The following is a 26,699-nucleotide window of genomic DNA, read 5'->3' on the forward strand; positions in this document are numbered from 1 at the left end:
CTCAGAGCCGCAGGCGGTTGTATGGGCGATGGCGCACAAAAAAGCCCTGCCGGGGCAGGGCTTTGTGCGGTCTGTGAGTATTGTCGGGTGGCGGCTGCGCCTTACCCGACCTACAGGATCGGCCGGTTTGGTAGGCCGGGTAAGGCGCAGCCGCCACCCGGCAAAAAAGCGGATTAACTATTCAACGCCGGACGCTCGCTAATGGCGATACGCTGCGGCGCGATGGCTTCCGGCACGTTGCGGAGCAGGTCGATATGCAGCAGCCCGTTGGTAAACGTTGCGCCGGACACTTCCATATGGTCTGCCAGGGTAAAGCTCAGGCTAAACGGCTGATTAACCAGCCCCTGATGCAGCCATTTGGTTTCGGTCTCTTGTTTTTCCGGCGTCCCTTTCACGGTCAGACGGGTGCCTTCAAGCTGGATATCCAGGTCATCCTGGCGGAAACCGGCCAGCGCCAGGGTGATGCGATAGTGGTTATCGTCACTTTTTTCGATGTTGTACGGCGGAAACGTCTGTTGTTCATTGCTGCTTTGCAGGGCGTTAGCCAGTTTGTCAAAACCAATCCACTGACGCAGTAAGGGGGATAAATCGTAGTTACGCATACTAAATCTCCTTCTGAGAAGCGAGTTCGGCACAGTTTAATTTTGTGCGCAGTTGTTCCTGCGAATCCTGATGGATTCGCATATGCTCCCGTTACGGCAAGCAATTCTGGGTGGGCCGCTCACGCGACCCGCGTAATTAGTTAATTTCGATACGGCGCGGTTTTTTCTCTTCCGGAATCACACGTTCCAGTTCGATAAACAGCAGGCCGTTAACCAGGTTCGCGCCTTTAACGTGAATGTTCTCGGCTAACTGGAACTTGCGTTCAAAGTTGCGCTCGGCGATGCCCTGGTAAAGGTAGGTACGTTCTTTCTGCTCGGCCGCATGGGAACCTTTCACCACCAGCAGGTTGTCCTGCGCGGTGATCTCCAGTTCGTTTTCTGCAAAACCGGCGACGGCAATAGCGATGCGGTAGTGGTTTTCGTCAACCAGCTCAACATTGTATGGAGGGTAGCCGTTGCTCTGGCTTTGGTTATTTTCTAAATGGTTAAACAGGCGGTCAAAACCAATTGCAGAACGGTATAGCGGAGAAAGATCGAAGTTACGCATAAATAAAACTCCTGAAATCAGCGAGAAAATGTAGCCTTCCACCATGGACAGGCCTTTGTGCCCCCGAACACCCATCAGGCGAGTTCGTTATCGGGCCACATTCTTAAAATGGGTCTGCAACCGGGCTTTTCAAGCGCCAGGGCTGCACTTTTTTTTGCACTTTTGTGCATCTCGCATAGACTGGGACAACAGCACAAAGGGTTAAATTGCGATGGCTGCCACAGTGCGGGGTTGTCGGGCTATCCATTTTGGATAAGGCTCGCTATAACCCTGAGTTGCAGGTCTATGCAGTGCCATTAACGATGACTGAGTGATGATGAAAAATGTTCTGATAAAGCTGACGACGTTCAGCGGGGTAGTTTTACTTTGCGGGTGTTCGAGCGTGATGTCTCACACCGGCGGTAAAGAAGGAACATATCCGGGGACCCGTGCCAGCGCGGAAATGATCTCCGATGACGATACAAACTGGGGCACCAAATCCCTGGTTATCCTGGATATGCCGTTTACGGCTGTGGCGGATACGCTTCTGCTGCCGTGGGATATATTTCGTAAGGACAACTCCGTGCGCTCACGGGTAGAAAAAAGCGAGCAGGAAAACCTGGCGACAAACGCCGTCATCCCGCCCGCTGAAATGCCTCCACGCTAGTTCTGCGCGGTTTCCGTTAACCACAGCTGACGGAAACCGCCTGTCTCCTCCATCCACGCAATAAAGCGCCCGTCCGGGGAAAACACCACCGCATCAGCAGACGGCGGATTGCCGTGACTGGACGTCAAAAACGTCACCTTCCCGGTCCGCGCGTCGCAGCAGGCGATCCGATTTTCGAGCACAAACCCCAAAGAGTTGCCGGAAGGATGCCAGTTAAATGCAGACTGGATGCCGCTCTCCGTATGGGTTAACTGGCGCGGCTCGCCGCCCTCGGGTGAGATTAACCACAGCTGAACCGTACCGTTTTCATCACGCATCAGAAACGCGATCTGCGTCCCCTGCGGGTTGCTGCGAACCCAGTGGCGCGGCACGTTCACCAGACCCGGATAGCGGTTCTGGTGGGTAAAGGTTAACCGGCGCTGCATCACCCCCGCTGGCGGCGCAGGCAGGGTTTCTGCCGTGCCCTGCAGCGGCGCATCCCCCGCACGCTTCCAGCCCTGCTCGTCTTCCGGCAGGTCGACGATAAACAGTTCAGGCACTTTTTCACCCTGCGCAGAAAGGGTATCGCCGATAAACGCCAGCCTGTCGTTGCCCACCCAGCCCTCTTCATAGGCGCGGTTGATTTCATCGCTGCCCGGCTGTGGGTTAGGCGTCGTGCGGCTGACCAGCACGCTCCAGAAGGTTCCCGAATATTCACGGGGATGGTTCCCCTGCGGGTTCACCGGGCCGTAAGGCGCAGCCACGCCGACGTTGCGTAAATCAAGCTTAGGGTCGCGCGCGTGCAGGACATGGTCGTTATAGGTAAAGCTGACGAACTGCCCGTTCGGGCTGTAGACGTGGACGTGGCTGCCGCCGCGCAGCGCGCCTGCGGTGTAAGGCGCGGTGATATCCATCGCATCCAGATTGCTCACCTGGCCGTGATGCGCAATTACCCCCTGGCGATGATGAAAATCATAGTGCCAGTCTGTATCCGGGTTTTTCGGGCCGTGAATAAAGACGTATTTCTCCTGGGCAGGATGAACGGTCACCACGCCGACGTGCGCGCCGTCAGTGGCGCGATAAACCACCTCCACCTCGCCCGAATGGACGTTAACCCGCTCAATGGTTTCACCGGTGAACGACGCGCCTGACGGGCGCACGTCGTAGACCAGCCACTGGCTGTCCGGCGTCCAGGTATTGATATTGGTGAGCTGGTGGTTACGGGAAGCGAAGGTGATTTGTTTCATGAGGATACCCTGATGCGCGGTTTTCGCATCAGGGTAAAACATCAGCGGGATTTAGCCTACTCGTTTAACGTCGCCCACCAGCAGAATGTAGGAGAGCGCACCGATCAGCGCCACGGCGGAGATGTAGACCAGCGCCGGGCCGAAGCCGTAGTCCTGCGCCAGGTAGCCGATAACCAGCGGCACGGTGATGCCGCCCAGCCCACCAACGAAGTTAAATACGCCGCCGGTCAGGCCAATCAGCCGCATCGGTGCCAGAGACGACACCAGCGACCAGGTGATCGAGGCGAAACCGTTACCGAAGAACGCCAGCGCCATCAGGGTCATAATCCACACCGGATCGTTAGTGTAGTTGGCGCCCATGATGCAGGTGGAGATCAGCAGCCCGCAGATAATCGGCGTTTTACGCGCCACGCCCAGCGAGTAGCCTTTTTTCACCAGCTTATCGGCCAGCCAGCCGGAAAGCAGTACGCCGAAGAAGGCTGCCAGGAACGGTACGGTCGTCATAAAGCCCGCCTTCAGCGCGGTGATCCCCTTTTCCTGCGTCAGATAGTTCGGGAACCAGGTCAGGAAGAACCACAGCGTGGAGGTGACCGCAAACTGCCCCAGATAAACGCCTACCAGCTTACGGTGGAAGACCAGCTTCCAGTCCGCTTTGGTCAGCGGCTGGCGCGCCTCTTTTTTCACCGGCGCATCGCCATCCACCAGGCCACCGCCGTCGCGGATGTAGTCCAGTTCGGCTTTGGTGATGCTTTTGGTCAGACGCGGCGGCTGGTAAACCTTGAACCAGATCAGCGACCAGATAATGCCAATCCCACCGGTGACGATGAACACCCAGTGCCAGCTCAGCAGTTCCTGGATCCAGATCAGCAGCGGCGTCAGGAATGCCAGACCGACAAACTGACCGGAGGTATAAAAGCCAACGGCGGAGGCGCGCTCGTGTTCCGGGAACCAGCTGGTCACCATGCGGTTGTTGGTGGGGAATGCCGGCGCTTCGAAAATACCGGTGATGGCGCGCAGGCCAATCAGCGACATCAACCCGGTCGCGAAGCCCTGGAACAGGGTCGCCACGGACCAGCCGAAAATGGCGATGAAGTAAGTCAGACGTGACCCCACCCGGTCAAGGAACCAGCCGCCGGGGATCTGACAGAGCGTATAAAGCCAGGCAAACGCCGAGAAGACGTAGCCCATTTCCGCTTTGGTGATGCCAAACTCTTCCTGAATATGGGCCGATGCCACGGCAAGGTTGGCGCGGTCGACATAGCAAATGACCACGGTAATAAAAATCATGATCAGCGTCAGGTAGCGGCGACGCCCGGTTTTTGCTGCAGTAACTGGAATATCCATCGCAATCTGTCTCCAGATTTTGGGCATAGCGAAGCCGCTCACCATGCCCTGTAATTTACAGAGGGTTATATTTTTGTATGTACGTTTTTATTGCCCGGTGGCGCTTCGCTTACCGGGCCTACGGGAGGGCGATCACCACTCCGCTACGCTGCCGTCCTCATGACGCCACAGCGGGTTACGCCAGTCCGGCGCGTTTTTACTGAGCTCAATGACTTTGGCTTCGTCAATTTCTACGCCCAGGCCCGGCTTCGTTAACGGTTTAAAGAAACCGCCGTCCATGCTGAAGTCTTCTTTGTTTTTCACAAAATCGAGCAGTTCCGCGCCCTTGTTATAGTGAATGCCCATGCTTTGCTCCTGGAACACGGCGTTGCGGGAGACAAAGTCGACGTGCAGACAGGCAGCCAGCGCGATCGGTCCGAGCGGGCAGTGCGGCGCCAGCGCCACATCATAGGCTTCTGCCATCCCGGCAATTTTGTAGCATTCGGTGATGCCGCCCGCGTGGGAGAGATCCGGCTGCAGAATCGCAATACCGCCCGCTTCCAGCACGCGCTTGAACTCGAAGCGAGAGAACATACGTTCACCCGCCGCGATAGGAATATGGGTCTGTTCTGCCAGCTTCGGATAGTACTCCGCCTGCTCGGCCAGCACCGGCTCTTCGATAAACAGCGGGCGATACGGCTCCAGCTCTTTAATCAGCACTTTGGCCATCGGCGCGCTGACGCGGCCGTGGAAATCCAGACCAAACTCAATCTCGTTGCCGAAGGCTTCACGGATTTGCGCCACGGTATTCACGGCACGATCGACCGCACGCGAGTTGTCGATAACGCCCATCTCTTCGCAGCCGTTGAGCTTGAAGGTGTCAAAGCCGATGTTGCGCAGCTGCGTGATGCCGTCGATAACCTCCGCAGGACGGTCGCCGCCCACCCAGCTGTAGGCTTTGATTTTGTCGCGCACCAGGCCGCCCATTAGCTGCCAGACCGGCGCGTTCAGCACTTTGCCTTTGATATCCCACAGCGCCTGGTCGATGCCAGCGATGGCGCTCATCAGGATCGGGCCGCCGCGGTAGAAACCCGCGCGGTACATCACCTGCCAAAGGTCGTTAATGCGCGCTGGATCCTGACCAATCAGGTACTCGCCCAGCTCATGCACCGCGGCTTCAACGGTGCGCGCACGCCCTTCAATCACCGGTTCGCCCCAGCCCACAACCCCTTCATCGGTTTCGATTTTCAGGAACATCCAGCGCGGGGGTAAACGGTACGTGGTAAGTTTGGTTATTCTCATTTCACTGCCTCTCGATACGCTTTCACAAATGCTCTCGCCTGCTGCGCGGTACGTTCCACGGGCTGTCCGGCGCGATAGAGATCGCTGCCCAGCCCCGCGCCCACGCAGCCCGCGCTCATCCACTGGCCCAGGTTTTCTGGCGTTACGCCGCCCACGGCAAAGACCGGCACGCTCGCAGGCAATACCGCTTTCAACGCTTTGATGTAGTCCGGTCCAAAAGCCGATGACGGGAATATTTTGAGCGACTGCGCGCCCGCATCGAGGGCAGTAAAGGCTTCCGTGGCGGTTGCGCATCCCGGGCAGACGGTCATGCCGTAACCCACCGCGCGGCGGATCACCTCAGGCTGAATGTTGGGCGTGACGATAAGCTTGCAGCCCATCTTCGCCAGCCTGTCCACCTGCTCCGGCTGTAACACGGTTCCCGCGCCAATCAGCGCGCTATCGCCGAAGGCCTCCACCACCGCCGGAATGCTTTTTTCCCATTCCGGGGAGTTGAGCGGGATTTCTACCGCGTCGAACCCGGCGTCGATAACCGCGCCAACGTGCTCCAGCGCTTCGCCGGGCGTAATGCCGCGCAAGATAGCGATAAGGGGAAGATCAGTTTGCCACTGCATGAGCGATGCTCCTTATTCCTGCCTGAAATGCCGTGTCGCCGGATACCGTTGAAACATCGCGCCCAATGGCGCGGAACGCCTGCTCGTAGCGCGAGGTCAGCGATGCGCCTGCGACAATCGTGATAGCCTGCCCCTGCGCGACAAAATCACGCATGCTGGCGACCTCTGCGCCAATCAGCAGGCCAGAAAGAAACTCGCTAACCTGCTCGCGCGGGAGGCTTCCCAGCACGTGCGAGGCGCGAACCTCAAAAAGAGACGGCAGAACATCAGGCGAGGCGAGGCCACGCTCAAGACCGGCGGTAAAGGCCTCAGGGGACGTTTTCTGCTCGGGCAACCCCGCGCCCACCAGCGAGTGATTGAGCAGCAAATGGTGTAATTCGCCGGTCATCACGGTGCGAAAATCATGGATTTGCTCAGCGTCAGCCTGGACCCACTTGCAGTGGGTGCCGGGCATAACGTAGGCAGAAGAAGGAGAAAGCATGCGCGCGCCAAGCAGCTGCGTCTCTTCGCCGCGCATCACGTTGTGGTTATCGTCGCGAGAGACGCACAAACCGGGAATAATCCAGATATTGTCGCCAACGGACGTTAACTGCTCGCCAATAGTGGAGAAATGGGCAGGAACAGGCAGATAAGGCGCTATTTTCCAGCCTACGTTACTGCCGACCATACCCGCCATTACCACCGGCGTGGCGCTATCGCGCCAGTTTTGTGTGACCTCTGCTAACACCGCCTCGGGGGATTTACCGTTCAGGCGCGTCACGCCTGCTTCTGATTGCCTGCTCTCCAGGCACTGCTCGCCCTGATAAAGCCAGGCGCGCAGATTGGTCGATCCCCAGTCAATTGCGATGTAGCGAGATGTCATGTGATTTCCTTCAGCCTTCGTGTCGAGCTGGCGATCATGGTGAGCGCCGCCTGCTCTGCCGCATCGCCGTCCTGATGCCGTATCGCATCGAACAGCGCTTTATGTTCCTGGAGCGTTTTCGGCATGTTGGCCTCATCGCCCATCCAGGTACGTTCAAATACCGCCCGCTGTAGCGAGCTAATCGCCACGCTAAGCTGCTGTAGCACCGGGTTATGCACCGACTGCAGCACCGCTTCGTGGTAGCGAATGTCCGCCTCGTTGAACGCCTCCCGGTTCTGGTTATTGGCGATCATGTCGTTTAAAGCCGACTCAATCTGCGCCAGGTCGCCTGACGTTGCGCGTTCCGCCGCCCAGCGGGCGATGGCCGGTTCCACCAGGTTTCGCACCTCGCTCATCGCGCCGATAAGCCGCGGGTCGTAGTCGTTTTCCAGCACCCACTGCAGCACGTCGGTATCGAGGTAGTTCCACTGGTTGCGCGGGGCGACAAACGCGCCGCGGTACCGTTTCATTTCAATCAGCCGCTTCGCCATCAGCGAGCGGAAGACTTCCCGGATGATGTTGCGCGAGGTTTCAAACTCCTCACACAGTTCAGCCTCTGCCGGTAGCGGCGAACCGGGAACGTATTTGCCCCCCACAATCTGGGTGCCCAGCGTGATGACGATGCGATCGGTTTTATTGAGAGTCATGGAGAGTCCTTGTGCTCTGTATGTCCATCACTACTTTACCGCGACCGCTGAATTTCACCTCACTTTTGCAGTACAAACGTGAGGGCGTTCGTCTTTGCCGTAGCGACAATGTAGTACAATCAAATAATGTTGTACTACAATACAGATCACAAAAAGAACAATTCAATAAATTCAGCGTAAAAAAAAGCCCCGGTTGATAACCGAGGCTGATGAAATGAAAAAACGATTACTGCAGGACAAACTTCTCAATCGCGTAGGCCACACCGTCTTCCAGGTTGGATTTGGTCACGAAATTAGCCACTTCTTTCACCGTCGGAATGGCGTTATCCATCGCCACGCCCATGCCCGCAAATTCAATCATCGCGATGTCGTTTTCCTGATCGCCCAGCGCCATGATCTCTTCAGGCTTAATGCCTAAAGCATCGGCCAGCGATTTTACGCCCGTGCCTTTATTAACGCGTTTATCGAGGATTTCGAGGAAGTACGGCGCGCTTTTCAGCACGGTGTACTTCTCTTTTACCTCAGCCGGAATGCGCGCAATCGCTTTATCCAGGATCTCGGGTTCGTCGATCATCATCACTTTCAGGAACTGGGTGGCCGGATCCATCTTCTCGGCTTCGCAGAACACCAGCGGAATGGTCGCCACGTAGGATTCATGTACCGTGTAGTAACTGATATCACGGTTGGCGGTGTAGAGCGTATTGCGATCGAGCGCATGGAAGTGTGAACCCACTTCGCGGGACAGTTTTTCCAGGAACAGGTAGTCGTCGTAGCTCAGCGCGGTTTGCGCAACGGTACTGCCGTCCGCGGCTTTCTGCACCAGCGCGCCGTTATAGGTGATGCAGTAGTCGCCAGGCTGATTCATGTGCAGCTCTTTCAGGTAGCTGTGCACGCCGGCATACGGACGCCCCGTGGTCAGGACCACATTCACGCCCTTTGCGCGCGCCGCGGCGATCGCGTTTTTAACGGCTGGAGAGATAGTGTGGTCTGGCAGCAGCAGCGTGCCGTCCATATCGATTGCAATGAGTTTGATAGCCATGAGTTCCCCGGGATAAATGAGTGCTGCCTCATGCTAACGCGATTAAGCCCACAAAAATAGAGCTACCTTGCGCAACAAAACACCCCTTTTACGCGCATCCCGGGGAACGACGACTCACTCGCGGGTGAGAACAATTTTACCGAACGCGCCGCGATCCAGATGTTCGAGCGCCTGTTCGAGTTCATCAAAGCGGTAGCGATGCTCAATCACCGGTTTCAGACCCATGACGTCAACGGCACGGACGAAATCTTCCAGCGCCCGGCGATGACCAACGCCAATCCCCTGAATAACCGGGGATTTCAGCAACAGCTCTCCAGCGGACAGCGAAATGTCCGTCCCGGCCAGCACGCCAATGACCGAGATACGTCCATGAACGGCAACGGCGCGCAGGGAATGCTTCAGGTTCTCCCCACCCACGGTTTCGATAATATGGTCGATGCCGCGATCCTGCGTGAGCGCCAGCGTATTTTCAGCCCAGTCGCCTTTCAGACGGTTGATGCCATGGCTGGCCCCCAGCTTTTTAGCCAGCGCCAGTTTTTCATCGCTCCCCGAGGTGACAAACACCTCTGCGCCGTGCGCTTTGGCAATTTGCAAAGCGAAAATCGCCACGCCGCCCGTCCCTTGCACCAGCACCGATTGCCCGGCGCGTAGCTGGCCGCGCTCCACCAGCGCGAACCAGGCGGTAAGCCCTGCGCAGGGCAGCGTGCTGGCCTCGGCGTCATCCAGGGTCTCCGGAGAGGCCACCAGCGCGTCTTCCTTCACAATCACATACTCGGCCAGCATTCCCTGGAAGTATCCGCCGGACGTTTTATAGGGCAGATTGCGCGCGTCCGCCTGCGGCTTACCGTCGATCCACTCAGGGAAGAAGGTTGAGATGACGCGCGTACCGGGTTTGAAACGCGTAACGCCTTCGCCGATGCTGTCCACCACGCCCGCCATGTCAGACGCCGGTGTAAACGGGAAGGAAAGCGGAATCGGCATCGTGCCTTCAATCACCATTTTATCGCGATAGTTGAGCGCAACGGCATTTACCCGTACGCGCACTTCGCCCGGGCCAGGCTGTGGAACAGGTTCCTGAATGAGTTTGAGGCTCTCGCGCCCGAGGGCGCTCATGGACCAGCGCTGCATTGTCTCTGTCATTTTTTCTCTCCTGCCATCAATTAAGCTTTAGTACTGACAGTCTACCGTTGACGTCTGGTCACCAGTGGCGATAAGTTTTCTCTTAATTGATGCCAGAACAGATACAATCTATGACCGATACGCTAAAGGATATTCCGGTATTTGTGGCTGCCGTTGAGGCAGGAAGTTTTGCTCAGGCCGCCATTCGTCTGCATTTGTCACGCTCGGCGGTAGGAAAAAGTATCGCTCGCCTTGAGCAGCGGCTGGGAGTGCGCCTGTTTCAACGCACCACCCGCAGCCAGAGCCTGACGGATAACGGCGCGCTTTTTTATGAGCGCTGCCTGCGCGCGCTGGAGGAGATTCGGGGCGCTGAGTCGCTGCTTGAAACAGGCAAACAGCAGGTCAGCGGCCGCCTGCGCGTTGCCATGCCGGTACTGTTTGGTCGCCAGTGTGTCGCCCCGCTGCTGATAGAACTGGCGCAGGAACATCCCGGCCTTGAACTGGAGATGTCATTCAGCGATCGCGTGGTGGATCTCGTCGAGGAAGGGTTTGATATGGCGGTGCGTAACGGCACGCTTCAGGACAGCAGCGTGCTGGTCGCCAGAAGGCTGGGAGAACACCGCATGGTGCTGTGCGCCGCGCCGGAGTATCTGCTGAAGAAAGGCCAGCCACAAAGCGTTAATGATTTATCCCAGCATACGGCCATTAACTATTTGAGCGCAGGCAGAGTGTTGTCCTGGCAGCTGATGGATTCCGAAGGGACGTCGCACACCTTTACTCCCCGCTCATCGCTCAATATGGATGATTTGCAGGCGATTTGCGACGCTGCGCTGGCCGGACACGGCATTGCGTGGCTGCCCTGCTGGATGGCCAGCAGAGAAATTCATCAGGGAAAACTTGTCCCGCTGCTAAAGCAGGCGCCGGATGTGCGCTTCGACGTTCATGCGGTCTGGCGGCAGACGCCGCATCTGCCGCTGAGAGTCAGGATTGCCGTCGATACGCTCGCCAGCCGTTTACCGTCAATGCTGTCGCTGGATATGCCTGCGCCCACAAAAAAGCCGCGCTAAAAGCGCGGCCTGTGTTTTGCAGTGAAACGACATTAAATATCGATGTTCGCCGCTTTCAGCGCGTTCTCTTCGATGAAGGCACGACGTGGTTCAACCGCATCGCCCATCAGGGTAGTGAACAGCTGGTCGGCAGCAATGGCGTCTTTAACGGTGACGCGCAGCATGCGGCGGCTTTCCGGATCCATGGTAGTTTCCCACAGCTGGTCCGGGTTCATTTCACCCAAGCCTTTATAACGCTGGATTGCGAGGCCACGGCGGGACTCTTTCACCAGCCATTCGAGCGCCTGCTCAAAGCTGGCTACCGGCTGACGACGTTCGCCACGTTCGATAAACGCATCGTCTTCGATCAGGCCGCGCAGCTTCTCGCCGAGCGCGCAGATACGACGGTATTCCGGACCGGTCACAAACTCGTGCTCCAGCGGGTAGTCGGTATCGACGCCGTGGGTACGCACGCGAATAATAGGCTCGAACTGCCCGTCAGCGTTCTGCTGAATATCGCATTTCCACATGCTGCCGTGCTGCTCTTTCTCGTTCAGATCGGTCACCAGGGCGTTCACCCAGCGGGTTACGGTCTGTTCGTCGCTCAGATCGGCTTCGGACAGGGTTGGCTGATAGACCAGCTCCTTCAGCAGCGTTTTCGGATAGCGGCGTTCCATACGGGTGATCATTTTCTGCGTAGCGTTGAACTCGGACACCAGACGCTCCAGCGGCTCGCCTGCCAGCGCAGGGGCGTGAGAGTTCGCGTGCAGGGTAGCGCCATCAAGCGCGATCGCGATTTGGTACTGATCCATCGCTTCGTCGTCTTTGATGTACTGCTCCTGCTTGCCTTTCTTCACTTTGTACAGTGGCGGCTGGGCAATGTAGACATGGCCACGCTCAACGATTTCAGGCATCTGACGGTAGAAGAAGGTCAACAGCAGCGTACGGATGTGCGAGCCGTCGACGTCCGCATCGGTCATGATGATGATGCTGTGATAGCGCAGTTTGTCCGGGTTGTACTCATCGCGGCCAATGCCGCAGCCCAGCGCGGTGATGAGCGTCGCCACTTCCTGAGAAGAGAGCATCTTGTCGAAGCGCGCCTTCTCAACGTTGAGGATTTTACCCTTCAGCGGCAGAATCGCCTGGTTCTTACGGTTACGGCCCTGCTTCGCAGAACCGCCCGCGGAGTCCCCTTCCACAAGGTACAGTTCGGACAGCGCCGGGTCGCGTTCCTGACAGTCAGCCAGTTTGCCCGGCAGGCCTGCGAGATCCAGCGCGCCTTTACGACGGGTCATTTCGCGGGCTTTACGCGCCGCTTCACGAGCACGCGCCGCATCGATAATTTTGCCCACCACGATTTTCGCATCGGACGGGTTTTCCAGCAGGTATTCGCTCAGCAGTTCGTTCATCTGCTGCTCAACCGCCGATTTCACCTCAGAGGAGACCAGCTTGTCTTTGGTCTGCGAGGAGAACTTCGGATCCGGCACCTTCACGGAGACAACGGCAATCAGGCCTTCACGGGCATCGTCACCGGTGGCGCTGACTTTCGCTTTTTTGCTGTAGCCTTCTTTGTCCATGTAGGCGTTCAGGGTACGGGTCATCGCCGCACGGAAGCCTGCAAGGTGCGTACCGCCGTCGCGCTGTGGAATGTTGTTGGTAAAGCAGTAGATGTTTTCCTGGAAACCGTCGTTCCACTGCAGCGCCACTTCTACACCGATACCGTCTTTTTCGGTGGAGAAGTAGAAGATATTCGGGTGAATTGGCGTTTTGTTCTTGTTCAGATACTCAACGAACGCCTTGATCCCGCCTTCGTAGTGGAAGTGGTCTTCTTTGTTGTCGCGTTTGTCGCGCAGGCGAATCGAGACGCCGGAGTTCAGGAACGACAGTTCACGCAGGCGTTTCGCCAGAATGTCGTATTCGAATTCGGTGACGTTGGTGAAGGTTTCGAGGCTCGGCCAGAAACGCACCATGGTACCGGTTTTGTCGGTATCGCCGGTGACGGCCAGCGGAGCCTGCGGCACGCCGTGGGTATACAGCTGACGGTGAATTTTGCCTTCGCGCTGGATAACCAGCTCCAGCTTCTGCGACAGGGCGTTAACCACTGAAACGCCTACGCCGTGCAGGCCGCCGGAAACTTTATAGGAGTTATCGTCGAACTTACCGCCTGCGTGCAGGACGGTCATGATCACTTCCGCCGCAGAGACGCCCTCTTCCGGGTGAATGCCGGTTGGGATGCCGCGTCCATCATCGGTGACGGAGACGGAGTTGTCCGCATGGATGGTGACCACGATGTCTTTACAGTGACCCGCGAGCGCTTCGTCGATAGCGTTATCTACCACCTCGAATACCATGTGGTGCAGACCGGTGCCGTCATCCGTGTCGCCGATATACATACCCGGGCGCTTACGCACCGCATCCAGTCCTTTCAGGACTTTGATACTGGAGGAGTCATAAGAATTCGACATCAACGTTTCTCGCTCATTTCAACTTGGGTTAATCCGTTATTTTACCCTTTTCCACGGTAAACATCTTCGAATTTTCGTCCGACATGTCTATAACGTGTTCAGCGCTAATGGCGCTGACGAAAACCTGCGACTGCGTGGCTTTTAAGCGGCTGGCAAGCAGCCCGCGCCGCGCGTCGTCAAGTTCCGAGGCAAAATCATCTATCAGGTACAGGCAGCGTCTCCCGCTCTCACGGGTAAGAAACTCCCCCTGCGCCAGGCGCAGCGCGCACATCAGGAGCTTGAGCTGCCCGCGCGACAGTGTATCTTCCACCGGCGCACCGTCGGCACGAATGCGGAAATCCGCCTTGTGTGGGCCGTGCGCGGTGTAGGTCAACATGCGGTCGCGCTCGAAGTTTCTCTCTAACACCTCGGCATAATCCGTCTCTTTCTCCCAGCCGCGCTGGAAGGAGAAGGTGAGAGAGAATTCGGGTAAAAACTGTTTGCAGGTATCGGCCATGTCTTCGGCAATACCCGCGCTGTATTCGGCACGCCAGCGGCTGATTTGTTCCGCAAGAGGAATGAGTTCCATATCCCACGGACGCAGCTGGGCGTAACGCGTCACCTGGCGCAACGCGGCGTTACGCTGCTTAAGCAGGCGCTTCAAATTGCTCCAGGCGTTAAAGAAACCGGCTTCGTTGTGAAAGCATCCCCAGTCGAGGAACGCTCTTCTGTATTTGGGGCCGCCGTTGAGTAAAGTAAACCCCTCTGGCGTAATCAGCTGCATTGGCATCAGTAATGCCAGCTCGGCCACTTTGTGACCGTCGGTACCGTCGATGCGCACCTTGCTGTCGCCCTGCTTGTCTTTGGTCAGGCCGATGGCGGTTTCCCGCTCCGCCCCCTGCAAACGCCCGTGCAGAACAAAAGATTCCTGTTCGTGGCGGATGACGCGACCAATCTGCAAACTGCGAAACGCCCGACCGTGGCCGAGCGTGTAAATGGCCTCAAGCACGCTGGTTTTGCCGCTGCCGTTTGCGCCAACCAGGAAGTTAAAGCCAGGGGATAAAGCGAGATCCGCGCTTTCGATATTGCGAAAGTCGCGGATCAACAGACGGGTGAGCGACATTACAGTCTCATTGGCATGACAACATAGGCAGCCGACTGTGATGCGGCATCTTCGATCTGTACGCTTGAAACGGAGTCGGTCAGCAGGATGCGCACGTTCTCGCACTTCAGCGCATTCAGCACATCCAGCACGTAGCTGACGTTAAAGCCGATTTCCATCTCGGTTCCGGCGTAGGTGACGTCCAGAATTTCTTCTGCCTCTTCCTGCTCCGGGTTGTTGGCAGTGATTTTGATCTGGTTTTCACTCACGTACAGGCGCACGCCGCGGAATTTCTCGTTAGAGAGGATCGCGGCGCGGGCAAAGGCCTGCTTGAGGCTATCGCAGCCTGCTTCCAGCGTTTTGTCCGGATTCTTCGGCAATACGCGGCGATAATCCGGGAAACGACCGTCAACCAGCTTCGATGTGAAGACAAAATCACCCACGTGTGCGCGGATGTTGTTACTGCCGATCTGCACGCGCAGCGGCGTGTCGCCACCGTCGAGCATACGCATCAGCTCAATCACCCCTTTACGCGGCACGATCACCGAATGGTTTGGCAGCGAGTCGCCAATCGGCATTGAACAGACCGCCAGACGGTGGCCGTCGGTGGCTACGGTACGCAGCTCTTCACCTTCGGTTTCGAACAGCATGCCGTTTAAGTAGTAACGAACGTCCTGATGCGCCATGGAGAACTGCGTGGCTTCAATCAGACGCTTCATCGTCGCCTGCGGCAGGGTGAATTCAACTTCACTTTGCCAGTCGTCCAGGTTCGGGAAGTCGGCAGCGGGCAGCGTGGAGAGCGAGAAACGGCTGCGGCCAGAGCGCACCAGCATACGGTCACCTTCCAGCTGCACGGCGATTTCAGCGCCTTCCGGCAGCCCACGGCAGATATCAAAGAATTTACGTGCCGGAACCGTGGTCGCGCCCGCGTCGTGCGGCTGAGTCAGCGTAACGCGCGCGATCATTTCCATTTCCAGATCTGTACCGGTCAGCGACAGCGTACCGTCCGCGACCTGAAGCAGCAGGTTTCCGAGAATAGGCAGCGTTGGGCGGCCACCTAATGGGCCACTCACCTGTTGCAGCGGTTTTAATAAATGTTCACGTTCAACGGTAAATTTCATAGCGTCACGATGATAATGTTCTGATTAGATTGGAAAAATCTTCTTTTATGTCGTGGCTTTCTTCGCGTAACTGCTCAATCTTGCGACAGGCGTGCAGCACGGTCGTATGGTCACGGCCACCAAACGCATCCCCGATTTCCGGCAGACTGTGGTTGGTTAACTCCTTTGCCAGCGCCATCGCCATCTGACGCGGGCGCGCCACCGAGCGGGAACGACGTTTAGACAGTAAATCTGCCACTTTGATCTTGTAGTACTCAGCCACCGTCTTTTGAATATTGTCGATAGTGACCAGTTTTTCCTGCAATGCCAGCAAATCACGCAGCGCTTCACGCACAAAATCGATGGTGATCGCACGACCGGTAAAGTTGGCATTGGCGATAACGCGGTTCAGTGCCCCTTCGAGCTCACGCACGTTGGAGCGCAGACGCTTGGCGATGAAGAACGCCACTTCACCCGGCAGGCGAATGTCGTTTTCATCGGCTTTCTTCATCAGGATCGCGACGCGGGTTTCCAGCTCCGGTGGCTCGATCGCCACGGTCAGGCCCCAGCCGAAGCGGGATTTCAGACGATCTTCAACGCCGTTGATCTCTTTTGGATAACGATCCGAGGTCAAAATGATCTGCTGATTGCCTTCCAGCAGCGCATTGAAGGTGTGGAAAAACTCTTCCTGCGATCGTTCTTTATTGGCAAAGAACTGAATGTCATCGATCAGCAGGGCGTCAACGGAACGATAGTAGCGTTTAAACTCTTCGATCGCATTGTTTTGCAGGGCTTTTACCATGTCCTGAACGAAGCGCTCGGAGTGCATATACACCACTTTGGCATTGGGCTTGCGCGCCATAATGCCGTTGCCCACCGCATGCAGCAGGTGCGTTTTACCCAGACCCGTGCCGCCATAGAGGAACAGCGGGTTATAGGCCCCACCGGGGTTATCAGCAACCTGGCGAGCCGCCGCGCGCGCCAGCTGGTTCGATTTACCTTCAACGAAGTTATCGAACGTGTGTTTCACGTTAACGTTAGAGCGGTAGGTTGGCTCAGCCGGAGCCGGGACATTATCCCAGCCCTGACGAGCGGGTGCGACGCGAGGGGCCGGCGCGGGTGCGGCCTGAGCAGGCGCAGCCACGTTCACGGTTTCACGTACGGTTTGGGTGACCGGCTTTGTGCCCACTTCAAAGCGCAGCTGCGGGGCGTCTGTTCCGCAGAAATCGTTCAGCAGTCCATTGATGTTATTAAGGTATTTGTCCCTTACCCAATCGAGCACAAAACGGTTTGGCGCATACAAAGCCAGCGTGTTATCGCTCAGTTCCGCCTGCAACGGGCGGATCCACATACTGAATTCTGTGGCTGGTAACTCATCCTGCAATCGGGCAAGACACTGCTGCCAAAGCGAAAGTGACACGGCGGACTCCACTCGAACAATAAAAGAAAACTATTGAATATTCATGATTGTTGGCGCACATCGACATGACCCTGTGCAAAAGGGTGATGTGCGAACCGCTATCTGCGGTTATACCCGGCCTGGATCGCTGGATCCCGATCGGGACCGCGGATCATAGCCTAAACTGAGCCAGAGATCTTCTGTTTCTCACAGATTCTTCCCGATTTATCCACAGGAAGATCCGGAACCGGGTAAGTGTAAACGATCCTGGCGCGAGTGCCCCGCGATTTAGTCCGCATATTGGAAAAATTAATGAGCACAGACAATTTATTGCTTAAATGATCTAACGAAGATCCGGGACGATCCTTGCGCTTTGTTGGCGAGGCCGTATAATCCTCGACCCGGCGCGTGATGCTCATCTTCCTGCGTCGTCCGTTGCTCATTTTCCACGCGAAAACGTGCGGAAATACGCGGGAAATAAGGAAAGAGAATTGACTCCGGAGTGTACAATTATTACAATCCGGCCTCTTTAATCACCCACGCTGAGGCGTTAGTCGTTCGAAACTCGTTCGGGTATACGCAAAAGTCAGTGAATTTATTCAAGTTTAGGTAGAAATCGCCATGAAACGCACTTTTCAACCGTCTGTACTGAAGCGCAACCGTTCTCACGGCTTCCGTGCTCGTATGGCTACTAAAAATGGTCGTCAGGTTCTGGCACGTCGTCGTGCTAAAGGCCGCGCTCGTCTGACCGTTTCCAAGTAATAAAGCTAACCCCTGAGTGGTTAAGCTAGCATTTCCCAGGGAGTTACGTTTGTTAACTCCCGCTCATTTCACTTTCGTCTTCCAGCAGCCATTACGGGCTGGCACGCCGCAAATCACCATCCTCGGCCGCCAAAATTCGCTGGGGCATCCCCGCATCGGTCTCACAGTCGCCAAGAAAAACGTTAAGCGTGCGCATGAACGCAATCGGATTAAACGTCTGACGCGTGAAAGCTTCCGTTTACGTCAGCACGAACTGCCTTCTATGGATTTCGTGGTGGTGGCTAAAAAAGGGGTTGCCGACCTCGATAACCGTGCTCTCTCGGAAGCGTTGGAAAAATTATGGCGCCGCCACTGTCGCCTGGCTCACGGGTCCTGATAGCCCTCATTCGGGTCTATCAACGCCTGATTAGTCCGCTACTCGGGCCGCACTGCCGTTTCACACCAACATGCTCAAGCTACGGAATTGAGGCATTGCGCAGGTTTGGAGTGATAAAAGGCAGTTGGTTGACGGTGAAACGCGTATTAAAATGCCACCCTTTACACCCCGGTGGAGACGACCCCGTCCCCCCAGGACCCTTTGATACCAGAGAACACTAACGATGGATTCGCAACGCAATCTTCTTATCATCGCTTTGTTGTTCGTGTCTTTCATGATCTGGCAGGCATGGGAGCAGGATAAAAATCCTCAACCCCAGCAGCAGACCACGCAGACTACGACCACCGCAGCGGGTAGCGCCGCCGACCAGGGCGTACCGGCCAGTGGCCAGGGGAAACAGATTACGGTTAAGACCGATGTGCTTGAGCTGACAATCAACACCCGTGGTGGTGATGTTGAGCAGGCACTGCTGTTGACCTACCCGAAAGAGCTGAAGTCTTCCGAACCGTTCCAGTTACTGGAAACCACGCCTGAGTTTATCTACCAGGCGCAAAGCGGCCTGACCGGTCGTGATGGCCCGGATAACCCGGCTAACGGTGCGCGTCCACTGTATAACGTCGAGAACGACACCTTTGTGCTGGCTGATGGTCAGAACGAACTCGTTATTCCGATGACTTACACCGACGCCGCAGGCAACACGTTCACCAAAACCTTCACCCTGAAACGCGGTGAGTATGCAGTGAACGTGGGCTACAGCGTACAGAACGCCAGTGCGAAACCGCTGGAACTGTCGACCTTTGGCCAGCTGAAGCAGTCCATCAATCTGCCGTCTCACCGTGACACCGGAAGCAGCAACTTTGCGCTGCATACCTTCCGTGGCGCGGCGTACTCCACGCCAGACGCGAAGTATGAGAAATACAAATTCGACACCATTGCCGATAACGAAAACCTGAACGTCAGTGCTAAAGGCGGTTGGGTGGCAATGCTGCAGCAGTATTTCGCTACTGCGTGGGTGCCAAATAACGACGGTACCAACAACTTCTATACCGCGAACCTGGGTAACGGTCTTGCAGCCATCGGCTACAAATCCCAGCCGGTTCTGGTTCAGCCGGGTCAAACCGGTAAGATGGCAAGCACCCTGTGGGTCGGCCCGGAAATTCAGGACAAAATGGCCGCTGTTGCGCCGCACCTGGATCTGACCGTCGATTACGGCTGGTTGTGGTTCATCTCTCAGCCGCTGTTCAAGCTGCTGAAGTTCATCCACAGCTTCCTGGGTAACTGGGGCTTCTCCATCATCGTTATCACCTTCATCGTTCGTGGCATCATGTACCCGCTGACTAAAGCGCAGTACACCTCCATGGCGAAGATGCGTATGCTGCAGCCGAAGATTGCGGCGATGCGTGAGCGTCTGGGCGATGACAAACAGCGTCAGAGCCAGGAAATGATGGCCCTGTATAAAGCAGAGAAAGTAAATCCACTGGGTGGTTGCTTCCCGCTGCTGATTCAGATGCCAATCTTCCTTGCGCTGTACTACATGCTGATGGGCTCCGTTGAGCTGCGCCATGCGCCGTTCGCACTGTGGATCCACGACCTGTCTGCACAGGACCCGTACTACATCCTGCCGATCCTGATGGGCGTGACGATGTTCTTCATCCAGAAGATGTCGCCAACCACCGTGACCGACCCGATGCAGCAGAAGATCATGACCTTTATGCCGGTCATCTTCACCGTGTTCTTCCTGTGGTTCCCGTCAGGTCTGGTGCTGTACTATATCGTCAGCAACCTGGTGACCATCATCCAGCAGCAGCTGATTTACCGTGGTCTGGAAAAACGTGGCCTGCATAGCCGCGAAAAGAAAAAGTCCTGATCCGTTAAGTTAACGCTAAAATAAGGGCGGTCGATTGACCGCCTTTTTTATTTGTATTGAACGAGAGCAACCATGAGCCATAACGACACTATCGTCGCCCAGGCAACCCCACCGGGACGCGGTGGTGTAGGCATTCTGCGTATCTCCGGCCTGAAGGCACGCGAGGTGGCCGAAGCGGTACTGGGTAAGCTGCCAAAGCCGCGCTATGCTGATTACCTGCCGTTTAAAGATACCGACGGCACGCCGCTGGACCAGGGCATTGCGCTGTGGTTCCCCGGCCCGAACTCCTTTACCGGCGAAGACGTGCTCGAGCTGCAGGGCCACGGCGGCCCGGTCATCCTCGACCTGCTGTTAAAACGTATTCTGACCCTGCCAGGCCTGCGCATTGCGAAACCTGGCGAATTCTCCGAGCGTGCCTTCCTCAACGACAAGCTCGACCTGGCGCAGGCCGAGGCGATTGCTGACCTGATCGACGCCAGCTCTGAACAGGCGGCCCGCTCCGCCCTGAACTCGCTGCAGGGGGCATTCTCCGCGCGCGTGAATCATCTTGTGGAAGCACTTACTCACCTGCGCATCTACGTCGAAGCGGCTATCGACTTCCCGGATGAGGAGATCGACTTCCTCTCTGACGGCAAAATCGAAGCCCAGCTCAACCAGGTAATGAGCGATCTCGACGCCGTGCGTGCCGAAGCACGTCAGGGCAGCCTGCTGCGTGAAGGGATGAAGGTAGTGATTGCCGGTCGCCCTAACGCCGGGAAATCGAGCCTGCTGAACGCCCTGGCGGGCCGTGAAGCGGCAATCGTGACGGATATCGCCGGAACCACCCGAGACGTGCTGCGCGAGCATATTCATATCGACGGGATGCCGCTGCACATCATCGATACCGCCGGTCTGCGTGATGCCAGCGACGAAGTTGAGCGCATCGGCATCGAGCGCGCCTGGCAAGAGATTGAGCAGGCTGACCGCGTGCTGTTTATGGTGGACGGCACCACGACCGACGCCGTTGACCCGGCTGACATCTGGCCGGACTTTATCGCCCGCCTGCCGGCTAAGCTGCCAATCACCGTGGTGCGTAACAAAGCAGACGTAACGGGCGAAACGCTGGGCATCAGCGATGTGAATGGTCACTCACTTATTCGCCTGTCGGCGCGTACCGGTGAGGGCGTGGACGACCTGCGTAACCACCTCAAACAGAGCATGGGTTTTGACACCAGCATGGAAGGCGGCTTCCTGGCGCGTCGTCGTCACCTGCAGGCGCTGGAAGAGGCGGCAAACCACCTTGTTCAGGGTAAAGCGCAGCTGATTGGCGCGTGGGCGGGTGAACTGCTGGCGGAAGAGCTGCGCCTGGCGCAGCAAAATCTGAGCGAGATCACCGGGGAGTTTACGTCGGACGATCTGCTGGGAAGGATCTTCTCAAGCTTCTGTATTGGTAAATAACTACCGCTGATTAATGGTGATTTCCTCCTGGGAAATCACCATTGTCCAAATGGCAACTCGCCTAATTCCCTGTCACCCCCTATCCTGCTTGCCTGCATCTATGGGGGATTTATGGCTCGTTTTCTGTTTTGTAGTTTTGCGCTGGTTCTGCTTTATCCATCTGGCATTGATATGTATCTGGTGGGATTACCGCACATCGCCCGCGACCTGGGTGCCAGCGAAGCGCAGCTGCACATCGCGTTTTCGGCCTACCTGGCGGGGATGGCGTCGTCGATGGTTTTTGCCGGAAAGATAGCGGACAAGGCAGGCCGTCAGCCTGTCGCCATAACGGGCGCCATCATTTTTGCCCTGGCATCGCTTCTCTGCTCGCAGGCAGAGAACAGCACCTTGTTCCTTGCTGGTCGGTTTATCCAGGGGACTGGCGCGGGCGGTTGCTACGTCGTCGCCTTTGCGATTTTGCGCGATACCTTAAGCGCCCAGCGTCGCGCTAAGGTGCTGTCGATGCTGAACGGCATTACCTGCATCATACCGGTGCTGGCTCCGGTCGTGGGCTATCTGATCATGCTTAAATTCCCGTGGCAGAGCCTGTTCTGGACCATGGCGGCCATGGGCGCGCTGGTATTTGTCCTGTCGATCGCCGTGCTGAAAGAGACCCATCCTGGCTCGCAGAATACCTCTCATACTCCAACGATTCACCCCGCCGAGAAGCTGCTTAACCGCTTCTTCCTCAGCCGCCTGGCCGTGACAACGTTAAGCGTGGCGGTGATCCTGACCTATGTAAACGTTTCCCCGGTTTTACTGATGGAGACCATGGGCTTCGACCGCGGCGAGTATTCTACCGTGATGGCGTTAACCGCAATGGTGAGTATGGCAGTCTCATTTTCTACGCCGTTTGCGCTAAATATTTTCAGTCAGCGCACGCTGATGCTGACCTCACAGGTTTTATTCCTAATTGCAGGCGTTATCCTGGCGACCACCAGCTCACATGCGGTGATGCTGGTGGGGATTACCCTCATTTGCGCGGGGTTCTCGGTTGGCTTTGGCGTGGCGATGAGTCAGGCGCTCGGTCCGTTCTCGCTTCGGGCTGGCGTGGCAAGCTCGGCGCTGGGTATCGCGCAGGTCTGCGGCTCGTCCCTGTGGATATGGCTGGCGGCAGTTATCGGACTTAACGCCCTCAATATGCTGATCGGGATTCTGATTGGCTGTAGCATGCTCTGCATCATCTTACTTATGGCCATTCAGCCCGCGGCGCACTATGAAGAAGCCCATCAGCAGTCTCGATCTTAACCTGTTGCTTTGCCTGCAGCTTTTGCTGCAGGAGCGCAGCGTCACCAAAGCGGCGAAGCGGATGAACGTGACGCCCTCGGCAGTGAGTAAATCACTGGCTAAACTGCGTGACTGGTTCGACGACCCGCTGTTTGTCAAAACGCCGTTAGGGCTGCTGCCGACGCCGCTGACGGTAAGCCTGGAGCAGGATCTTGCCGACTGGATGCAAATCGGCAACCAGATCCTCGATAAATTCCACCATGACTCCCCTGGCGGGCTGACGTTCGTGCTGGCCGCCGAAACGCCGCTGATGCTGATCCGCTTTAATGCCCTGCTGGAGCAGGTGAACCAGCGCTATCCACAGGCTACGGTGAAGATGCGCCACTGGGATTACGACTCGCTGGACGCTATTACGCGTGGAGAGGTGGATCTGGGCTTTACCGGACGCGAAACGCATCCGCGTTCTCGCGAGCTGCTGAAGCTGTTGCCGTGGTTTATCGACTACGAGATCCTGTTCAGCGACCGTCCGTGCGTGTATCTGCGTGAGGATCACCCCGCTCTTCAGGATGAATGGAATCTCGACACCTTCCTGCGCTATCCGCATATCAGTATCTTCTGGGAACGTAGTGACACCTGGGCGCTGGACGAAGTGCTAAAGGAGATGGGTCGAGAGAGAAATATTGCCATGTGCGTGCCGGGCTTTGAGCAGTCGATGTTTATGGCAGCGCAGCCCGGGCATAACTATATCGCCACGGCTCCGCACTACTGCCACCACTACAATCAACTCCATCAGCGGAAGCTGATCGCACTGCCCATTCCCATTGACGAAGCGCAGGCTGAAAAGCTCACCGTTCCCTTCACGCTGATCTGGCATAAACGGAACAGCCATAATCCGAAAATCCTCTGGTTGCGGGAGACCATCAAGGCACTGTACGGTGCGAGCGATCCAATTTTTGCCTAAGAAAATGTAAAGTTCGGTCCTAAGGCTTCTCTTACTCCCATTTACTGATTAAAACAGGAGTCAAGTTAAGCGATAATCATGTAACCGTTTAACCGATTACGACCATTATCAAGGAGCGAACAATGGCTACGCACTTTGCAAGAGGGATACTTACAGAAGGACGTCTCGTATCGGCCAGACTATCTTCATCCTGCCACAGTGAAGCACTCACTCTCCCGGAACACCGCAGGACGCGCTTTTTAGCGTCCCGGGCGCTTCTCGCGGAACTGCTGTTTATGCTGTACGGCACCACCGAACTGCCGGACATCATTACCCAACCAGAAGGCCGCCCGGTCTTTGCCGACCCGGAGCTCCCGCGATTTTCCATTGCCTACACGGGCAATATCATTGGCGTCGCGCTGGCCACCGAAGGGGATTGCGGGCTGGATATGGAACTTCAGCGCGCGACGCGAGGCTTCCACGGCGCAAACCCGCACGATGACTACCCGCTCTCAAGCAACGAGCAGCTGTGGGTGCGCAACCAGAACGATCCCATCGAGGCCAGAGCTCAGCTCATCACCCTGCGCCAGAGCATTCGCAAGCTCTGCGGCTGCGCGTCAGACGACGCCAGTCTGCTGCAGCTGCTGCCAGGCTCCGGACGCCTGCGTGCCGCCAAAGCCACGCTGGTAGAGGCGCTCAGTGACGCAGAGGATGTGCTCATTTGGTCCATTGCGGTTACCCCCGCCATCGAACGCATGAAAATCTGGGAATTTGACAGTCAACAGGGATGGCGTAGCCTTCCTGATGTGCCCGAGCGCGCCAACGAGCCCGCCGCACGCCTGATGCGTTTAACCAGTTTACCGGCAGAAAAAGCATATACCCTTAGCTGATCCGATCAGGGTCATCATGATGAAACAGGAGTAATCATGTCTGATACGTTGAAAGTAGTTACGTTACTGGGAAGCCTGCGCAAAGGTTCGTTTAACGGGATGGTTGCCCGCACGCTGCCGCAGCTGGCACCGGCAGGTATGGAAATTAGCGCCCTGCCGTCTATTGGCGATATTCCGCTCTATGATGCAGACGTGCAGCAGGAAGAGGGTTTCCCGCAGAGCGTTGAGGCGCTGGCAGAGCAGATTCGCCAGGCCGACGGCGTGGTCATCGTCACGCCGGAGTATAACTACTCGGTTCCGGGTGGTCTGAAAAACGCCATTGACTGGTTGTCCCGTCTCCCGGAGCAGCCGCTCGCGGGTAAACCGGTGCTGATCCAGACCAGTTCGATGGGCGCCATTGGCGGCGCGCGCTGCCAGTATCACCTGCGTCAGATCCTGGTCTTCCTGGATGCGATGGTAATGAACAAGCCGGAATTTATGGGCGGAGTGATTCAGAACAAGGTCGACCCGCAGACGGGTGAAGTGGTGGATCAAAGCACGCGCGACCATCTCTCTGGCCAGCTGACGGCGTTTGGGGATTATATTAAGCGGGTTAAAGCCTGATAAAAAAGCCCGGTGGCGCTAGCGCTTACCGGGCCTACACTAGTCAGTAGGTCAGGTAAGCGAAGCGCCACCTGACACCACAAACCGCACCTTAGTGCGCGTCAATAAACACAATCTTCAGCACAAACAGCAGCGCCACAATGATGACGCACGGGCTGAGGTCGCGGAAGCGGCCGGTACCGATCTTCATTACGCAGTAAGAGATAAAGCCGAGCGCGATACCTTCGGTAATCGAGAAGCTGAATGGCATCATCACGGCGGTAATAAACGCCGGCACCGCTTCGGTTAAGTCATCCCACTTCACGCGCGACAGGCTGGAGGTCATCAGCACCCCCACGTAGATCAGCGCGCCCGCAGCCGCATACGGTGGCACCATGCCCGCCAGCGGAGAGAGGAAGATCACCAGCAGGAAAAGAATCCCCACCACCACCGCCGTCAGACCGGTGCGGCCACCTACGGACACGCCGGAAGAGGATTCAATGTAAGCGGTAACAGACGAGGTCCCGATAAAAGCACCGGTAACCGAAGAAATACTGTCCACAAACAGCGCCTGCTTCATGCGCGGGAATTTCCCTTTCTCATCTGCCAGACCCGCTTTGTCGGTCACGCCAATCAGCGTACCGGAGGAGTCAAACAGGTTGACCAGCATAAAGGAGAAAATCACGCCCGCCAGACCCAGGTTCAGGGAGCCCGCCAGATCGACATGACCAATCACGGTAGAGACGCTCGGCGGCGCAGAGACGATACCGTTATAGTGAACGTCGCCCAGCATCCAGCCCAGCAGCGTGGTGACCACGATAGACACCAGCACCGCCGCGTGAATATTGCGGGAAGCCAGGATCGCGATAATGAAGAAGCCCAGCACGCCCAGCAGCACGTTATGAGAGGTCAGGTGACCGATGCTCACCAGCGTATCCGGGTTCGCCACGATGACGCCGGCGTTTTTCAGACCCATCATACCGATGAACAGACCAATACCGCTGGTGATGCCCACGCGCAGGCTGACAGGAATGTTAGCAATCATCCAGTAACGCACGCGGAAAATGGTCAGCAGCAGCAGGCCAACCGCGCCCCAGAAGATCGCGCCCATGCCAACCTGCCACGGCAGGCCCATCGCCTGAACGACCACGAACGCGAAGAACGCATTCAGACCCATTGCCGGTGCCAGCGCAACCGGCAGGTTAGCGAACACGCCCATCAGTATGCTGCCAAGGGCGGCAATCAGACAGGTGGTCACGAAGACGGCGCTGGTATCCATGCCAGCAACGCCCAGAATTTGTGGGTTAACAAAAACGATATAAACCATCGTCAGGAAGGTGGTGAAACCGGCGATCACTTCGGTGCGTGCCGTTGTGCCGTGCTCGCGCAGTTTAAACACGCGCTCAAGCAGACCCTGACCAGATGTCTGGGTTGTGTGTTGTTGACTCATCATCAATTTCCGAACAAGGAGGGAAAATTCGTCGCTATCCTATACCAAAATGCGACAATAGTGGCAGTTATG

The 26,699-nt window shown here is 56.7% G+C and carries 26 protein-coding genes and 1 other annotated feature; of the genes, 11 read left to right on the forward strand and 15 right to left on the reverse strand.

What is annotated here, in order from left to right; translation table 11 throughout:
- Positions 1-173: 173 nt before the first annotated feature.
- Both ibpB and ibpA read right to left on the reverse strand, forming a co-directional pair.
- Positions 174-602 carry a small heat shock chaperone IbpB gene (ibpB, locus tag AC3WOK_RS19365; RefSeq protein ID WP_059311582.1) on the reverse strand — a complete coding sequence of 143 codons (429 nt, stop codon included), beginning with the start codon at positions 600-602 and terminating at the stop codon, positions 174-176.
- Positions 603-738: 136 nt separating this feature from the next.
- Positions 739-1,149, reverse strand: coding sequence for a small heat shock chaperone IbpA (gene ibpA / locus AC3WOK_RS19370; protein WP_010426546.1), 411 nt, complete (start codon positions 1,147-1,149; stop codon positions 739-741).
- Positions 1,143-1,214: a sequence feature (ROSE (Repression Of Heat Shock gene Expression) occurs in the 5'-region of heat shock genes and acts as an RNA thermometer to modulate expression.), on the reverse strand. Its footprint overlaps the gene before it by 7 nt.
- 248 nt (positions 1,215-1,462) lie before the next feature.
- On the opposite strand from ibpA, the gene AC3WOK_RS19375 reads away from it, so the two are divergent.
- The gene (locus AC3WOK_RS19375; RefSeq protein WP_047347433.1) at positions 1,463-1,795 is read left to right on the forward strand and encodes a YceK/YidQ family lipoprotein; all 333 of its coding nucleotides are present in this window, start codon (positions 1,463-1,465) and stop codon (positions 1,793-1,795) included.
- Here AC3WOK_RS19375 and AC3WOK_RS19380 read toward each other — a convergent pair.
- The 8 genes from AC3WOK_RS19380 to AC3WOK_RS19415 form a co-directional block, all read right to left on the reverse strand.
- On the reverse strand, positions 1,792-3,021 hold the full coding sequence (locus AC3WOK_RS19380; RefSeq protein ID WP_492354981.1) for a YidR family protein: 1,230 nt from the start codon (positions 3,019-3,021) through the stop codon (positions 1,792-1,794). The genes AC3WOK_RS19375 and AC3WOK_RS19380 overlap by 4 nt on opposite strands.
- A gap of 51 nt (positions 3,022-3,072) precedes the next feature.
- The gene (locus tag AC3WOK_RS19385; RefSeq protein WP_173829319.1) at positions 3,073-4,410 is read right to left on the reverse strand and encodes an MFS transporter; all 1,338 of its coding nucleotides are present in this window, start codon (positions 4,408-4,410) and stop codon (positions 3,073-3,075) included.
- A gap of 87 nt (positions 4,411-4,497) precedes the next feature.
- Complete coding sequence (gene dgoD, locus AC3WOK_RS19390; protein WP_447854857.1) at positions 4,498-5,646, reverse strand: galactonate dehydratase; 1,149 nt, start codon at positions 5,644-5,646, stop codon at positions 4,498-4,500.
- Positions 5,643-6,260 (reverse strand): 2-dehydro-3-deoxy-6-phosphogalactonate aldolase, encoded by a 618-nt coding sequence (locus tag AC3WOK_RS19395; RefSeq protein WP_492354982.1) that lies wholly within the window; start codon positions 6,258-6,260, stop codon positions 5,643-5,645. The genes dgoD and AC3WOK_RS19395 overlap by 4 nt, the downstream gene beginning before the upstream one ends.
- The gene (locus tag AC3WOK_RS19400) at positions 6,244-7,122 is read right to left on the reverse strand and encodes a 2-dehydro-3-deoxygalactonokinase (protein ID WP_063431022.1); all 879 of its coding nucleotides are present in this window, start codon (positions 7,120-7,122) and stop codon (positions 6,244-6,246) included. The genes AC3WOK_RS19395 and AC3WOK_RS19400 overlap by 17 nt, the downstream gene beginning before the upstream one ends.
- The gene (gene dgoR / locus AC3WOK_RS19405; protein WP_003861109.1) at positions 7,119-7,808 is read right to left on the reverse strand and encodes a D-galactonate utilization transcriptional regulator DgoR; all 690 of its coding nucleotides are present in this window, start codon (positions 7,806-7,808) and stop codon (positions 7,119-7,121) included. Before dgoR ends, AC3WOK_RS19400 begins: the two co-directional genes overlap by 4 nt.
- 226 nt (positions 7,809-8,034) lie before the next feature.
- Positions 8,035-8,847 (reverse strand): sugar-phosphatase, encoded by an 813-nt coding sequence (yidA, locus tag AC3WOK_RS19410; RefSeq protein ID WP_492354983.1) that lies wholly within the window; start codon positions 8,845-8,847, stop codon positions 8,035-8,037.
- A 114-nt stretch (positions 8,848-8,961) separates the two neighbouring features.
- On the reverse strand, positions 8,962-9,987 hold the full coding sequence (locus AC3WOK_RS19415) for a zinc-dependent alcohol dehydrogenase family protein (protein ID WP_492354984.1): 1,026 nt from the start codon (positions 9,985-9,987) through the stop codon (positions 8,962-8,964).
- Between the two features lie 110 nt (positions 9,988-10,097).
- On the opposite strand from AC3WOK_RS19415, the gene AC3WOK_RS19420 reads away from it, so the two are divergent.
- Positions 10,098-11,033 carry a LysR family transcriptional regulator gene (locus AC3WOK_RS19420; RefSeq protein WP_059311590.1) on the forward strand — a complete coding sequence of 312 codons (936 nt, stop codon included), beginning with the start codon at positions 10,098-10,100 and terminating at the stop codon, positions 11,031-11,033.
- 32 nt (positions 11,034-11,065) lie between these two features.
- Here AC3WOK_RS19420 and gyrB read toward each other — a convergent pair whose 3' ends face one another.
- The 4 genes from gyrB to dnaA are packed head-to-tail and all read right to left on the reverse strand — an operon-like array spanning position 11,066 to position 17,078.
- Positions 11,066-13,477, reverse strand: a complete 2,412-nt coding sequence (gene gyrB / locus AC3WOK_RS19425; protein WP_447854853.1) for a DNA topoisomerase (ATP-hydrolyzing) subunit B — start codon at positions 13,475-13,477, stop codon at positions 11,066-11,068.
- Between the two features lie 28 nt (positions 13,478-13,505).
- A complete protein-coding gene (gene recF, locus AC3WOK_RS19430) occupies positions 13,506-14,579 on the reverse strand; it encodes a DNA replication/repair protein RecF (RefSeq protein WP_032648574.1) in 1,074 nt (357 codons plus the stop codon).
- Positions 14,579-15,679, reverse strand: coding sequence for a DNA polymerase III subunit beta (dnaN, locus tag AC3WOK_RS19435; RefSeq protein WP_010426557.1), 1,101 nt, complete (start codon positions 15,677-15,679; stop codon positions 14,579-14,581). Before dnaN ends, recF begins: the two co-directional genes overlap by 1 nt.
- Before the next feature lie 4 nt (positions 15,680-15,683).
- Positions 15,684-17,078, reverse strand: a complete 1,395-nt coding sequence (dnaA, locus tag AC3WOK_RS19440) for a chromosomal replication initiator protein DnaA (protein WP_047347422.1) — start codon at positions 17,076-17,078, stop codon at positions 15,684-15,686.
- Between the two features lie 600 nt (positions 17,079-17,678).
- On the opposite strand from dnaA, the gene rpmH reads away from it, so the two are divergent.
- The 9 genes from rpmH to AC3WOK_RS19485 all read left to right on the forward strand — a co-directional run bounded on the left by rpmH (position 17,679) and on the right by AC3WOK_RS19485 (position 25,198).
- Positions 17,679-17,819: a 50S ribosomal protein L34 gene (gene rpmH, locus AC3WOK_RS19445; RefSeq protein ID WP_000831330.1), complete on the forward strand. Its 141-nt coding sequence runs from the start codon at positions 17,679-17,681 to the stop codon at positions 17,817-17,819.
- 16 nt (positions 17,820-17,835) lie between these two features.
- Positions 17,836-18,195 carry a ribonuclease P protein component gene (rnpA, locus tag AC3WOK_RS19450; RefSeq protein WP_032640303.1) on the forward strand — a complete coding sequence of 120 codons (360 nt, stop codon included), beginning with the start codon at positions 17,836-17,838 and terminating at the stop codon, positions 18,193-18,195.
- Complete coding sequence (gene yidD, locus AC3WOK_RS19455; RefSeq protein ID WP_001307474.1) at positions 18,159-18,416, forward strand: membrane protein insertion efficiency factor YidD; 258 nt, start codon at positions 18,159-18,161, stop codon at positions 18,414-18,416. Before rnpA ends, yidD begins: the two co-directional genes overlap by 37 nt.
- 2 nt (positions 18,417-18,418) lie before the next feature.
- On the forward strand, positions 18,419-20,062 hold the full coding sequence (gene yidC, locus AC3WOK_RS19460; RefSeq protein ID WP_059311592.1) for a membrane protein insertase YidC: 1,644 nt from the start codon (positions 18,419-18,421) through the stop codon (positions 20,060-20,062).
- A gap of 72 nt (positions 20,063-20,134) precedes the next feature.
- Positions 20,135-21,499 carry a tRNA uridine-5-carboxymethylaminomethyl(34) synthesis GTPase MnmE gene (mnmE, locus tag AC3WOK_RS19465; RefSeq protein WP_042718022.1) on the forward strand — a complete coding sequence of 455 codons (1,365 nt, stop codon included), beginning with the start codon at positions 20,135-20,137 and terminating at the stop codon, positions 21,497-21,499.
- A 111-nt stretch (positions 21,500-21,610) separates the two neighbouring features.
- The gene (locus tag AC3WOK_RS19470; protein ID WP_059311594.1) at positions 21,611-22,786 is read left to right on the forward strand and encodes an MFS transporter; all 1,176 of its coding nucleotides are present in this window, start codon (positions 21,611-21,613) and stop codon (positions 22,784-22,786) included.
- Positions 22,755-23,726 (forward strand): HTH-type transcriptional regulator YidZ, encoded by a 972-nt coding sequence (yidZ, locus tag AC3WOK_RS19475; RefSeq protein ID WP_492354985.1) that lies wholly within the window; start codon positions 22,755-22,757, stop codon positions 23,724-23,726. Before AC3WOK_RS19470 ends, yidZ begins: the two co-directional genes overlap by 32 nt.
- Positions 23,727-23,848: 122 nt before the next feature.
- The gene (locus AC3WOK_RS19480) at positions 23,849-24,595 is read left to right on the forward strand and encodes a 4'-phosphopantetheinyl transferase family protein (RefSeq protein ID WP_059311596.1); all 747 of its coding nucleotides are present in this window, start codon (positions 23,849-23,851) and stop codon (positions 24,593-24,595) included.
- Between the two features lie 36 nt (positions 24,596-24,631).
- Positions 24,632-25,198 (forward strand): NADPH-dependent FMN reductase, encoded by a 567-nt coding sequence (locus tag AC3WOK_RS19485; RefSeq protein ID WP_023309798.1) that lies wholly within the window; start codon positions 24,632-24,634, stop codon positions 25,196-25,198.
- 91 nt (positions 25,199-25,289) lie between these two features.
- Here the strand turns inward: AC3WOK_RS19485 and adeP are convergent, their stop codons facing one another.
- Positions 25,290-26,627 (reverse strand): adenine permease AdeP, encoded by a 1,338-nt coding sequence (gene adeP, locus AC3WOK_RS19490; RefSeq protein WP_139154567.1) that lies wholly within the window; start codon positions 26,625-26,627, stop codon positions 25,290-25,292.
- Positions 26,628-26,699 lie beyond the last annotated feature (72 nt).

It is taken from the genome of Enterobacter sp. FW301-JW81 (assembly GCF_058788735.1).

Excerpts from the sequence above, each read along its gene's own strand:
- ibpB (WP_059311582.1), bottom strand. The coding sequence starts at position 602 with ATGCGTAACTACGATTTATCCCCCTTACTGCGTCAGTGGATTGGTTTT.
- ibpA (WP_010426546.1), bottom strand. The coding sequence starts at position 1,149 with ATGCGTAACTTCGATCTTTCTCCGCTATACCGTTCTGCAATTGGTTTT.
- AC3WOK_RS19375 (WP_047347433.1), top strand. The coding sequence starts at position 1,463 with ATGATGAAAAATGTTCTGATAAAGCTGACGACGTTCAGCGGGGTAGTT.
- AC3WOK_RS19380 (WP_492354981.1), bottom strand. The coding sequence starts at position 3,021 with ATGAAACAAATCACCTTCGCTTCCCGTAACCACCAGCTCACCAATATC.
- AC3WOK_RS19385 (WP_173829319.1), bottom strand. The coding sequence starts at position 4,410 with ATGGTGAGCGGCTTCGCTATGCCCAAAATCTGGAGACAGATTGCGATG.
- dgoD (WP_447854857.1), bottom strand. The coding sequence starts at position 5,646 with ATGAGAATAACCAAACTTACCACGTACCGTTTACCCCCGCGCTGGATG.
- AC3WOK_RS19395 (WP_492354982.1), bottom strand. The coding sequence starts at position 6,260 with ATGCAGTGGCAAACTGATCTTCCCCTTATCGCTATCTTGCGCGGCATT.
- AC3WOK_RS19400 (WP_063431022.1), bottom strand. The coding sequence starts at position 7,122 with ATGACATCTCGCTACATCGCAATTGACTGGGGATCGACCAATCTGCGC.
- dgoR (WP_003861109.1), bottom strand. The coding sequence starts at position 7,808 with ATGACTCTCAATAAAACCGATCGCATCGTCATCACGCTGGGCACCCAG.
- yidA (WP_492354983.1), bottom strand. The coding sequence starts at position 8,847 with ATGGCTATCAAACTCATTGCAATCGATATGGACGGCACGCTGCTGCTG.
- AC3WOK_RS19415 (WP_492354984.1), bottom strand. The coding sequence starts at position 9,987 with ATGACAGAGACAATGCAGCGCTGGTCCATGAGCGCCCTCGGGCGCGAG.
- AC3WOK_RS19420 (WP_059311590.1), top strand. The coding sequence starts at position 10,098 with ATGACCGATACGCTAAAGGATATTCCGGTATTTGTGGCTGCCGTTGAG.
- gyrB (WP_447854853.1), bottom strand. The coding sequence starts at position 13,477 with ATGTCGAATTCTTATGACTCCTCCAGTATCAAAGTCCTGAAAGGACTG.
- recF (WP_032648574.1), bottom strand. The coding sequence starts at position 14,579 with ATGTCGCTCACCCGTCTGTTGATCCGCGACTTTCGCAATATCGAAAGC.
- dnaN (WP_010426557.1), bottom strand. The coding sequence starts at position 15,679 with ATGAAATTTACCGTTGAACGTGAACATTTATTAAAACCGCTGCAACAG.
- rpmH (WP_000831330.1), top strand. The coding sequence starts at position 17,679 with ATGAAACGCACTTTTCAACCGTCTGTACTGAAGCGCAACCGTTCTCAC.
- yidD (WP_001307474.1), top strand. The coding sequence starts at position 18,159 with ATGGCGCCGCCACTGTCGCCTGGCTCACGGGTCCTGATAGCCCTCATT.
- yidC (WP_059311592.1), top strand. The coding sequence starts at position 18,419 with ATGGATTCGCAACGCAATCTTCTTATCATCGCTTTGTTGTTCGTGTCT.
- mnmE (WP_042718022.1), top strand. The coding sequence starts at position 20,135 with ATGAGCCATAACGACACTATCGTCGCCCAGGCAACCCCACCGGGACGC.
- AC3WOK_RS19470 (WP_059311594.1), top strand. The coding sequence starts at position 21,611 with ATGGCTCGTTTTCTGTTTTGTAGTTTTGCGCTGGTTCTGCTTTATCCA.
- yidZ (WP_492354985.1), top strand. The coding sequence starts at position 22,755 with ATGAAGAAGCCCATCAGCAGTCTCGATCTTAACCTGTTGCTTTGCCTG.
- AC3WOK_RS19480 (WP_059311596.1), top strand. The coding sequence starts at position 23,849 with ATGGCTACGCACTTTGCAAGAGGGATACTTACAGAAGGACGTCTCGTA.
- AC3WOK_RS19485 (WP_023309798.1), top strand. The coding sequence starts at position 24,632 with ATGTCTGATACGTTGAAAGTAGTTACGTTACTGGGAAGCCTGCGCAAA.
- adeP (WP_139154567.1), bottom strand. The coding sequence starts at position 26,627 with ATGAGTCAACAACACACAACCCAGACATCTGGTCAGGGTCTGCTTGAG.